Source organism: Bacteroides sp. (genome assembly GCF_019417265.1).
Classification (GTDB): Bacteria; Bacteroidota; Bacteroidia; order Bacteroidales; family Bacteroidaceae; genus Phocaeicola.
Genome location: NZ_DXVR01000028.1, coordinates 19,349 through 31,126, shown reverse-complemented (window position 1 = coordinate 31,126; position 11,778 = coordinate 19,349). Strand labels below are relative to the sequence as shown.

The 11,778-nt window shown below is 44.7% G+C and carries 7 protein-coding genes; 3 read left to right on the top strand and 4 right to left on the bottom strand.

From position 1 onward, the window contains the following. The first annotated feature begins 68 nt into the window (after positions 1 to 68). The 3 genes from QZ379_RS05480 (at position 69) to QZ379_RS05470 (ending at position 4,600) form a co-directional block, all read left to right on the top strand. Entirely contained in the window at positions 69 to 998 is a 930-nt protein-coding gene (locus QZ379_RS05480; RefSeq protein WP_291560088.1) for a LysR substrate-binding domain-containing protein, read from the top strand. A gap of 290 nt (positions 999 to 1,288) precedes the next feature. Further along, positions 1,289 to 3,034 carry a phospho-sugar mutase gene (locus tag QZ379_RS05475; RefSeq protein WP_291560082.1) on the top strand — a complete coding sequence of 582 codons (1,746 nt, stop codon included), beginning with the start codon at positions 1,289 to 1,291 and terminating at the stop codon, positions 3,032 to 3,034. A 198-nt stretch (positions 3,035 to 3,232) separates the two neighbouring features. Then, positions 3,233 to 4,600, top strand: a complete 1,368-nt coding sequence (locus QZ379_RS05470; protein ID WP_291560076.1) for an MATE family efflux transporter — start codon at positions 3,233 to 3,235, stop codon at positions 4,598 to 4,600. A gap of 1 nt (position 4,601) precedes the next feature. Here QZ379_RS05470 and QZ379_RS05465 read toward each other — a convergent pair whose 3' ends face one another. The 4 genes from QZ379_RS05465 to QZ379_RS05450 all read right to left on the bottom strand — a co-directional run bounded on the left by QZ379_RS05465 (position 4,602) and on the right by QZ379_RS05450 (position 11,766). Continuing rightward, complete coding sequence (locus QZ379_RS05465) at positions 4,602 to 5,342, bottom strand: SDR family NAD(P)-dependent oxidoreductase (protein ID WP_291560071.1); 741 nt, start codon at positions 5,340 to 5,342, stop codon at positions 4,602 to 4,604. A gap of 9 nt (positions 5,343 to 5,351) precedes the next feature. Then, positions 5,352 to 9,629, bottom strand: coding sequence for an AAA domain-containing protein (locus tag QZ379_RS05460; protein WP_291560063.1), 4,278 nt, complete (start codon positions 9,627 to 9,629; stop codon positions 5,352 to 5,354). Positions 9,630 to 9,639: 10 nt separating this feature from the next. Further along, on the bottom strand, positions 9,640 to 10,431 hold the full coding sequence (locus QZ379_RS05455; protein ID WP_291560052.1) for a hypothetical protein: 792 nt from the start codon (positions 10,429 to 10,431) through the stop codon (positions 9,640 to 9,642). 72 nt (positions 10,432 to 10,503) lie between these two features. Then, positions 10,504 to 11,766: an MFS transporter gene (locus QZ379_RS05450; RefSeq protein WP_291560045.1), complete on the bottom strand. Its 1,263-nt coding sequence runs from the start codon at positions 11,764 to 11,766 to the stop codon at positions 10,504 to 10,506. Positions 11,767 to 11,778 lie beyond the last annotated feature (12 nt).

The following is an 11,778-nucleotide window of genomic DNA, read 5'->3' as shown; positions in this document are numbered from 1 at the left end:
CGCATGTACAGTTCTTAATGGGGAAAGCGGCAGTAATGCCGCCGACCTACATAACAATCTATTGAACCATGAATTTACAACAGATGGAATATATCGTGGCACTTGACAAGTACCGCCATTTCGTACTTGCAGCCGAGGCATGCGGTGTGACTCAGCCTACACTTAGCGCCATGATTCAGAAGCTTGAAGAAGAGCTTGACGTGAAGATATTCAGCCGCGACAGAAAGAACATTGCTCCGACGGCCATTGGAGAGAAAATAATACGTCAGGCACAGATAGCACTGAATGAATCGCAGAGGATAAAGGAACTCGTTTCGGACGAAACAGGTACTATGAAAGGCAGTCTGAGGATAGGAATACTTCCCACTATTGCACCGTATCTTGTTCCGGACTTCATTCATCATTTCCGTAGTGCCCATCCCGATGTTGACTTGTTTATTGATGAGAAGGAGAATGCCTCCCTCATGCGTGAGCTCCGTTTCGGCAACATAGACATAGCCATTTCCACCTTGCCGGAGGATAGGGAAGGGATACTGGAAATACCGGTCTATATAGAAAAGTTCGTGGCATATTTCTCGTCCGGGTGCAGTCAGGCCCGGAAGATAATAGCAAGCGGAAATCTGCCGGCCGAGCATATGTGGATTCTTAAGGAGGGACATTGCGTACCGAACGGTGCGATGAACTTCTGTAAGAACAAGGATATAGGAAACCATATCTACGAGGCCGGGAGCATAGAAACACTTGTCAGAATAGTGGACCGCAACGGCGGATATACCATTATTCCGGAGCTTCACATTCCTTTTCTGTCCGACGTGCAGAAGGAAAACGTAGTGCATCTGAATGTTAATCCTCCTGCACAAAGGTGTATCTCCATACTTATAAAAGACGATTTCATAAGGGAGCGTGCCGTAAATGCCGTGCTGGAAACACTTAAATCAATAATTCCGTCCTATATGATGGAGGAAAGACTGAGGAGACATAAGATAAAACTCCGATAAGAACAAAGCGTGACACGTACGTGTTACGCCCGCTTCACGAACGTGTTACGCGCGTTACACGTTCGTGTTCCACCCGTTACACGTACGTGTAACGGTTTCTGTGTCGAAGAGTTTCACTAAAGGTTTAAGTTCATCTTGGGATAAAAATCCTGAAAACTCCGCTTTAGTTACTCAGAAGCAGTAGAAATTCTTTTGACATCCTCTTTTAATAAAAAATATTAGGATAATTTGATACCATTTTATATTTTTGTGGGTAATTAATCACATAATCATTTAAATAACAATTAATCATGGGAAACGAAGAATTAATTAAGCTTTGTACTGAGAAAGCTCAGAGATGGTTGACTCCTGCTTATGATGCTGAAACTCAGGCAGAAGTAAAACGTATGATAGAAAACGAAGACAAGACTGACCTGATTGAAGCGTTCTATAAGGATCTTGAATTCGGTACAGGTGGTTTGCGCGGTATCATGGGTGTAGGTTCAAACCGTATGAACATCTATACTGTGGGCGCTGCTACTCAGGGATTGTCTAACTATCTTAATAAATGTTTTGCCGGCAAGAAAGATATTTCTGTAGTTGTTGGTCACGACTGCCGTAACAACAGCCGTCTGTTTGCTGAAATCTCTGCAAACATCTTCTCTGCAAACGGTATCAAGGTATATCTTTTCGACGATATGCGTCCTACTCCTGAAATGTCGTTTGCTATCCGTCACCTTGGCTGCCAGAGCGGTATCATCCTTACTGCTTCACACAATCCTAAGGAATACAACGGCTATAAGGCATACTGGGATGACGGTGCACAGGTACTTGCTCCACACGACAAGGGTATCATCGACGAAGTAAACAAGATTTCTTCTGCTGCTGATATCAAGTTCGAAGGCAACAAGGACCTTATCCAGATTATCGGTAAGGATGTGGACGATGTTTATCTGGAAAAAGTTCACTCTATCTCTATCGACCCTGAAGTTATCAAACGTCAGAAAGACCTCAAGATTGTATATACTCCTATCCACGGAACAGGTATGATGCTTATACCTCAGGCTCTTAAGATGTGGGGATTCGAGAATGTTCACTGCGTTCCGGAACAGATGGTCAAGAGTGGTGACTTCCCAACAGTAATATCTCCAAACCCTGAAAACGCTGAGGCTCTTACACTTGCTATCAACCTTGCAAAGAGTATCGATGCCGATATCGTTATGGCTTCCGACCCTGACGCTGACCGTGTGGGTATGGCTTGCAAGAACAGCGAAGGCGAATGGGTACTTATCAACGGTAACCAGACTTGCTTGATTTTCTTGTACTACATCATCAAGAACCGTATCGCTATGGGTAAGATGAAGGGTAATGAATTCGTTGTTAAGACTATCGTTACTACTGAACTTATCAAGGCTGTGGCTGACAAGAACAACATCGAAATGTACGACTGCTACACCGGTTTCAAATGGATTGCACGTCAGATCCGCCTGAACGAAGGAATCAAACAGTACATCGGTGGTGGTGAGGAAAGTTACGGTTTCCTGGCTGAAGATTTCGTTCGCGATAAAGATGCTGTTTCTGCTTGTGCTCTTCTTGCTGAAATCTGTGCTTGGGCCAAAGACCAGGGCAAGACATTGTATGATGTATTGATGGAAATCTATGTAGAATACGGCTTCTCTAAGGAAGTGACTGTAAACGTAACTAAACCGGGTAAGAGCGGTGCTGACGAAATCAAGGCTATGATGGACAACTTCCGTGCATGTCCTCCTAAGGAACTTGGCGGTTCTAAGGTTGCTCTCGTTAAGGACTACAAGACTCTTAAGGCTACAGACGGCAACGGTAATGTAACTGACATCGATATGCCGGAACCATCTAACGTACTTCAGTTCTTCACAGAAGACGGTACTAAGATTTCGGTACGTCCTTCAGGTACTGAACCGAAGATTAAGTTCTATATGGAAATCAAGGGCGAAATGGCTTGTCCTAAGTGTTATGCCGGAGCATGTGCTGACGCAGAAGAAAAGATTGAAGCTGTCAAGAAATCTCTTGGTATCTGATATCATTTAAATGGCTTTTAAACACCGTTTAAATACTGTTTAAACAGTGTTCGAATAATATTATAGACTGCATCGGATGATGGTTGTGAGAACAATATCGTCCGGTGCAGTTTATTTTTTGTTAAAATCCCAATAACCATAAGTCTATGAGTGTGGAAAATACATTACCTTTGCATCCCGGTAAAAAGTACAGGATATATGGCAAAGTCTAAAGAGATGACATCAGGGGCTCCTCTGCCTCTAATATTGAATTTCACAGTTCCTCTTTTATTGGGAAATCTGCTTCAGCAGACATATTCGTTTGTCGATGCTGCCATTGTGGGTAAGTTTCTTGGTATCAATGCATTGGCATCTGTCGGTGCCAGTACGTCTGTCGTGTTTCTTATCCTTGGTTTCTGCAACGGATGTTGCGGCGGTTTCGGTATTCCTGTGGCTCAGAAGTTCGGTGCGCGCGATTATGTCACCATGCGCAGGTTTGTGTCTGTCAGTCTGAAACTGGCGGGAGTGATGTCTGTTGCCATAGCTATTGTTACGAGTCTTCTCTGTGCCTATATCTTGAAATGGATGCAGACACCTGATAATATCATGGAAGGAGCGTATCTATATCTTTTGGTTACTTTTATCGGAATTCCGTGTACTTTCTATTATAATCTTCTTTCCAGCATCATACGTGCGTTGGGCGACAGTAAGACTCCGTTCTGGTTTCTTCTTATATCTACAGTACTGAACATTGTTCTCGATTTGGTCTGTATCCTTGTGTTGGGATGGGGTGTTGCCGGTGCGGCCATAGCCACTGTTGTTTCGCAGGGAGTATCGGCACTGATGTGCTATAAGTATATGTACCGCAAGTTCGATATCCTTAAGACTGCCCCGGCTGACAGACGTTTCCGACCGGAACTGGCAAAACAGTTGCTCTACATAGGTGCACCTATGGGACTCCAGTTTTCCATAACAGCCATCGGCAGTATAATGCTTCAGAGTTCCAACAATGCCTTGGGAACGGCATGTGTGGCAGCATTCACGGCAGCCATGAGGATAAAGATGTTCTTCCTCTGTATGCTTGAAAGTCTTGGTATGGCAATGGCTACATACAGCGGACAGAACTACGGAGCAGGAAAACCGGAGAGAATATGGCAGGGCGTCAAAGCATCAATGTTGCTTACTGTTGCTTATGTAGCAATGGTGAATCTGGTCTTGTGGAACTTCTCCGAAGAGATAGCGATGTTGTTTGTTGATGCTTCGGAAACAGAAGTATTGGCCGATACAGCACTGTTTCTGCATATATCGGCTTCATTCTTCATCTTTTTGGGTATGGTATGCATATTCAGATATACCATTCAGGGAGCAGGCTATACCCAGCTTTCAATGCTTTCCGGTGTGGCAGAGATGATAGCCCGTATATTGGTGAGTGTGGTAGCAGTTCCTATGTGGGGATACTGGGCAGTATGCTTTGGCGACCCTGTGGCATGGATGTTTGCTGTTGCCTTCCTTCTTCCGGCATTCAGATATGTCTATCGCAGATTATGCCATATCGTGGAGAAAGAGAAAACTCTGCATACTGCATGATTTAGTTTTTCACTTTCATCCTTTTCCAGATACATCTTGGTATTAGTTTCCAGAAGAATACCAGGATGCTGTACTTCCAGTCTATTATGGCTACTCGTTTATTTCTCCTTAAGGCTTTTACTATCAGTCTGGCTGCATATGGTACTTTCATCAGCATAGGATAGTTCTTGCCGTCGTTAAGCAGACTTGTTGCAACGAATCCTGGACGTATGTCTGTGAAACGGATATTCAGTTTCTGCATTCCGGCAAGCTGCTCGAGTGCATCTATATATGTGTTCTGAAATCTCTTGGTTGCAGAATAGGCTGGTGCTATTCCCAATCCTTTAGTTCCGGCTATTGAGCTAATCACAGCTATGTGTCCTTTGCCTTTCTCCTTGAAATATCTGAAGGCAGTACCTACTAATCTGGTAAATCCGGTTCCGTTTGTTTCAAGTGTATTCAGTTCTATATCAGCGTCAAGTCTGGCATTCTGATATCCTATGCCCGAACTGTGGAAGTATATGTCCATACCGCCGAGCTCGTCAATAAGAGCGAGGAGCGCTTTGTCGGAATTGCTGTCCTTTACGTCTATGGTCTTTATGCATACCTGATCGGGGAATTCCGACTGTAGCTTTCTTAAATTCTCTTCTCTGCGGCCTGCCAGTCCAAGCTTCCAACCATCTGAAAGCAGAATTTGTGCCACCTCATATCCTAATCCTGACGTAGCACCCATTATCACTGCACGTTTCGTATTGTTTGTCATTGCTGTTCTTTATCTGTTTGATTTGATTTCGTAAATAAACTCCTTGTATTCAGGGATATTACCATTCTTTCCCAGATAATATCTTGATATCATAGGCATCTGCTCGTTGAGGCTGATGAACTCCTTTTCCAGGTGGCTGCAGAAAGCCATATATGCATTCCGGTTTGCCATATTCCCCGCATCATCCCTGTAAATGGTGATATAGTGGTTCGTAGGACGTGCATGCACCAGTTGGTTTATGTGCATTGCGAGATGCCTTGCTTCGAGAGGAGATATACTGCCCATAATGTTCGACATATTGAAAATCACAAGTTCCGGAAGTATGGAATGCGATTTCCAGAATCCGTCGCTTACAGCCGTGATGCGTGGATACAGACTCCATTTCACGTGTCTGTAGCTTTCGGATGTCAGGAACCTCTCGCTTGCCTTTCCCATCTCTTCCGTAGGATATATTCCCAAGTAATATATATCCGTATGATTCAGCTGTCTGCACAGATCGATGAATGCCAGTCCCGATGCAGCAGATTCGTATGATATATCGCAGAATACCACTCTGCCAGATACATTACGTATAGCCTCCCTCAGCCAGTTTCCGCAGTCCTCGTACATGGCCATGGCAGCCGAGTATTGCTTTCTCATCTCGTGGAAGTTGAACAGTAGGGTATAGTCGTCGGCTTTCAGTCCGTGCAGAGAGTTGAAATCCGTTCTTCCGTACGAAATCACTTCTTTGGCACGGGTGATACCCATTCCTGACAGAGAGGTACTTTCGGAATATTGCTTTTCTATTATATCTCTGAAAGCCTGTTCAAACTCCGGTTTTATGAAATACGATTTCTCGTCCGTTTCCCAGTTCATATTGTATGAAGGTATTCTGAAGTTACCTTTACAGAAATCTTCCGTATCAGTTTCTATAAATCCGTTGTTCATACGGATATATTCCATCAGTTTGTAGAATGTGATGCTTGCGCTGAGTACCTGCGGATTGCCTGTCAGTATCATCTGCTTTCTTGCGCGTGTGATGGCTACATTCAGTTTGCGGTCGATGATTGCGTCCTCCTCGCGGAAAGTGTTAGATGTCAGGAAGTTCAGTTGGCTGCTGTTTCTTACGGTGAAGGAATATATAATGATATCCCTCTGGCTTCCCTGATATCTTTCTACTGTGTCGATGGATATATTCATCAGCTCCGGAATGCCGAGAGATGAAATCTCCTTCCTTATCATTGCTATCTGGTTGCGGTAAGGCACAATGATTCCTACCGTCTTGTCTGCATCGAAACAGTTCTCCGTCAGACTGTAGATTCTTTTCAGCAATGCGGCTATGATTCTTGCCTCGTTTATGTTGGCCTTGTCCGATGATGCGGATATGTTTTCCGGGGTAGGTGCAGTGATGAAAACCATTCTCCTTGAAGTGAGAAGCTTTTCTATCATATCCGGATTTTCCGGTATGTCAGCATATGGCAATTCCTCTTCCTGATGAGGTAGAGGTACACATTCCAGACACTCACGGCTGTAGAATGTGGTGTTCGGGAATTCAGCTATGTCCGGGTGCATTCGTCCCTGCTTTCTCAGTACGCTTTTAGCCCTTTCGTCACTCTGCCTGTACAGTCTTTCGAACAGTGAGTTCCTACAGTCGTACAGTCCTATAACGTTCAGAAGCGGGTCTGTTACCTTGGCACATTCCGCATTCTGGAGTGCGATGGCAGGCAGCTGTTTGTAATCGCCGATAAGCACAAACTTGTCTATCGCATTGTTGTTGCCACTTCTTGCGGATAGTATACCTATCAGGTCCGGTTCAAGAATCTGCGAGGCCTCGTCTATTATTGCCATATCGAAGTGCTTGATATCAAACAGATTAAGCCTGTTGTTTATGGAGGTGGTCGTACCTACGAATATCCTTGTGTCCGAAATCTTATTTTTGATGTCAGCAAGTTTCGGACAGTCTTCCAACTGGTTTTTCAGCAGGAACGGTTCGAATCTTCTGTCGCACGACATTTCATGCCCTATGCGGATGAAAGGCGTTTCGGATGCAATTCCCGAATCAACAAGCATACTGCAAATCTCGTCTACAGCCCTGTTGGTGTACGATAATAGCAGCAGAGAGGTATTCTTCTCCGAAAGAGCTTCTTCCACCATAAACCTCAGCGCGCACGAGGTCTTGCCCGTACCCGGAGGGCCGACAAGCAGGAAATAGTCCTCTGCCTGTTTCTCCTTTAGGATGATTTCATCAAAGCGTCCGTAACTGCCGTTCAGCTTTATTTTGTCATTGAACGACGGCTCCCTGCTTCCTAAGAGAAGCTCCTTTCTGTCCGTGCGTGCCGACAGGAAAGAGAATAGTCCTCTTATCCCGGCCGATGCCGAAACGTCCGATGAGTCATGTTCGATGGCAAAAGTTTCGTCATCGCCACCTATTATATCCTTGTTCTGCTGTCCGTTTCTCAGTATTATGGTAACACTGTCATGAGTGATTTCCGTAATGTTGCCTTTCATAAGAATCTCGTTTCTCACGTCAGGCTTGTCAGTGTACGGATAGAATATTACTATATCTCCCTTTCTGAAATTAGGCAGAAAGTCTTCTCCCTGCACAGGTATGCTTAGTTCTATCAGGTCATATCCCTTGTTTGGCGAACTCTTGCGTTTGTCCTTTATTTTCAGACCGGTAAGAATGTTGCCGTTTTCTATTTTCTCGGCCAATGGAGTGTTCCATACCGAGGCGAAACCTCTGGAAGAGTCGTCGTTGCCTCCTGTGCGCGACAGTACAGATTCCTTGCATATGAAAGTAAAGAATCGCTGGAAATAAGCCTTTTCCAGTGGTGAGCAGTGTTTCAGAGTCTGAATAGTTTTATACAGTTCCGGCTCCTGGTAGTCGGTCCAGAGTTTGTTGTGCACTTGCAGCTCGTTCAGCAAGTCAGTGTCTATTTCTTCCGTTACTTTCGAGATAACCCCTTCGCTGAAGGCCATTTCATTGCACACTATCATGTTTCTCAGCTTGATACTTTCGCGGAAGAGTTTGTCCGTGAAATGCTCTATTATAAGTCCGTCCGTATATTTGGAGTAGAGCAGGAAGGTTTGCATATCCTCTGTGGCCTTTCCGAAGTTGTACATCAGAACGCCCTGATACAGCATCATCTGTATGAAATGGTCTTCCTTATGCCTCCTGTTGTACTCGTCCTTTTTGCCGGCCTTCTGTTCTATAAGGACCTTGAAGTCTTTTTGCAGCAAGTCCACGCGCCCCTGCAAACCAAGTTTCTCGCATATGAACGATGCTTCCAGCATGACCTTGTTTCTGTCGAACGAATGTATGCTGTGCGGCAGTTTGTCGTTTACGAAAGAGCGTATATTCATCATCTGCGTCTGCGCCATGGCATGAAAATTCTCCGGTGGGGTACATGTGCAGAAATCAAGTGCCGAAGCCGAGAAGAATTTCTTCAGACTGCCGGCATATGTCACAGGCTCCGTATTCTTTTCGTTGATATAGTCATCGAGAAACTGTCCGGCCAGGTTACCCATAAGCGTGTGAGGATTGCTTACCTTAGGCTTTATGCGGCTCATGAAATAGTTCAGCGGATGATGTCCGTACTCCCTGAAGCACGAAGCCAGCGAACTGATGTCGAGAAGGAAATCCGGGTGGAGTATTATCAGCTCCGGTATATAGTGGTTTTCCTCGTCCACCTTCACTCCGAGCAGGTTTATCTGCATGTTCTCCTCCAGCAGGTCGTTCAGATACAGCATATCGCCGTTGAATCCACCTTTGGCATAGTTTATTACTATCATCAGGTCCTCGTCGCTGTCCGTAGATGCGAAAATCAGATTCTCGTTCCAGCTGTTCACTGATGCTCTGACGTATGGTATATGCGAAAGGCGTGTCCCGCTGTACGGACGATTGGAGTGTGGTATCTGCGGAAGTATGGATGCCGGAATGTCCTCTTCAAAGCCTAACGATATAAATCTCACTATAGCCCTGAGGTCGTAGAGATACTCATTCATGTCCGGCCGGAAGTTGTCACCCATGGCCGAGTTGCAGTTACGCCTCATGGTCTGAATGGCATATCTGTCCGATGGAGTCATCTTCTTTTCCTTGCAGATGAAGTCCAGTCTGGAGAACATATTTGCGAATGAGGCCGTCACTCCCGTGGTCAGTTCGTAGCATGCCTGTTGCAGAACCTTATATAGCAAAATGTACTTAGCCCGCAGGTTGTCTTGCGACGCTGCGGGCTGAGTATGTATTTTTTCTATTCTCTGGAAAAAATCAAAAGACTGTATGTCGATGTGTTCCGGTCTGTCTGTCATTTTTGTTTGATTATTCGTCTTCTGTAGGAACAACGCTCAGATTATATATCAGGTAAGCCTTTTCCAAGTTATTGTATTCATGTTTCTGTCCCTTATATCTGTCCGTCACATCTTTCGATAATGTCATCTTTTCTTCTGAGAGATATAATGTGAATATTTCACTTTCTGATATTGTAATCTTGAATGACGATATCTCCTCACCGTTTCCAGGATTATAGGATTTTGTTTCAACGAAGCTTCCGCTTTTGTATTGAGAACCTTCTGATGACAAGATTTTTACTATACCGTTGGTGGAATTAGTATATTGGAAGTCGAATTTTCCACCGGCCTTTATATCAGATTCAGAGATTATCAGATTTACAAGCTCTTTCTGAGTACCAACAGTCAGGTCGTCACCTTCCACTGTAGCACTTACGCTTTCTACATTGTAATGTCTGTCCTTTTTCTCTACTGTCACAACGAATCTGCTTGCGTTTTCCTCGCTGTCGCTAATGTTAAGATAGCTGCTACCCTCATTTACAGGTGTAATCGAGATTGTATTTCCATCGTATGAGAATTTGAATATCTCAGTATCTTTCTTGTTTATGATTTCAGGAAAGTATTTACCGTTCCCGCCTTTTATATTATATTGCTCACCATCGGTAAATTTAGTAAGCTTTATTGTGTCATTGTTTGTGATAACAGTCTTTTCATCCTTGCTCGTCAGCGTAATAGGAGAGTAACTGTCGCCGCATGAAGAAAGCGAGCTGATAAAAAATATACTTGTCAGAACAGCCAATGCTGAAAATAGATTTCTTTTCATTTTTACTTGGTTTTATTGTTAATACATCGCAAAGATATAAGATTATGTGAGAATTCAAAAATTACTCACAAATTATTTCTTGCCGAATTCATTGTCAATCTTCAGCAATGATGTAACCCAGAATGTGGCAGCCGTGCATATCATTATCCAGATGAAGAACATGCGATACCCCATTGTTTCCTGCAGCCAGCCGGCTATCATTCCCGGCAGCATCATTCCCAAAGCCATAAATGCCGTACATATTGCGTAATGTGCAGTCTTGCTTTCCCCTTGCGAGAAATAAATCATGTAAAGCATATATGCAGTAAAACCAAAACCATAGCCGAATTGTTCGATGAAGATGCACAAATTTATAACCGGCAGACTGCTGTGCTGGAAGAAACTGAGATATACATAAACGATGTCGGGCAGCGATATAGCCCATACCATAGGCCAGAGCCATTTCTTCAGGCCTTGGCGCGAAACGGCTATTCCTCCCAATATACCGCCGAGCGTAAGGCCTATCACACCCACTGTCCCTTGTGTGAAACCTATCTGCTCTGTGGTCATTCCCATACCGCCCTTTTCTATAGGGTCGAGCAGGAAGGGGATACCCATCTTGGCCAGTTGCGCTTCAGGCAGACGGTAGAGCAGCATGAACAGTATAGCTATAGCAGCCTGTTCCTTACTGAAAAAAGAGCGGAATGTACCTGTGAAGGATGACAGAATACCTTTTGAGCCATTGCTGTTCACTTTTATATCCGACGACGGACGCGGAAGAATCCATCTGTGATACAGCCACAGCCCGATGAACAGTCCCGCGAGAATGTAGAAAGTGATGCTCCACGCGCGGCTGATGCTCCCTCCGCTGCTTTCCAGATATCCGGCCAGCATTATCAGTCCACCTTGCCCTGTGATAGTGGCAAGACGGTAAAAAGTACTTCTGATACCTACAAACAGAGCCTGTTCGTGTTGCGTAAGCCCTATCATGTAGAACCCGTCGGCCGCTATGTCGTGAGTGGCAGAACTGAAAGCCATCAGCCAGAAAATAGCGAGAGTAGTCTGCAGGAACGAATCCGTAGGAATGGTGAAAGCTATCCCGGCCAGTCCGGCACCTATCAGCAACTGCATGGCAGTTATCCAGTAGCGCTTGGTCTTTATGATGTCTACAAACGGACTCCAAAGCGGCTTTATAACCCATGGCAGGTTAAGCCAACTGGTGTAAAGAGCCACTTCAGTGTTAGAAATCCCCATTCGCTTGTACATCACGAGCGATATTATCATAACGGCCACGTAGGGCAGCCCTTCGGCAAAATACAGCGAAGGTACCCATGCCCATGGCGAACGTGTTTTCATTGTTTTATTCAT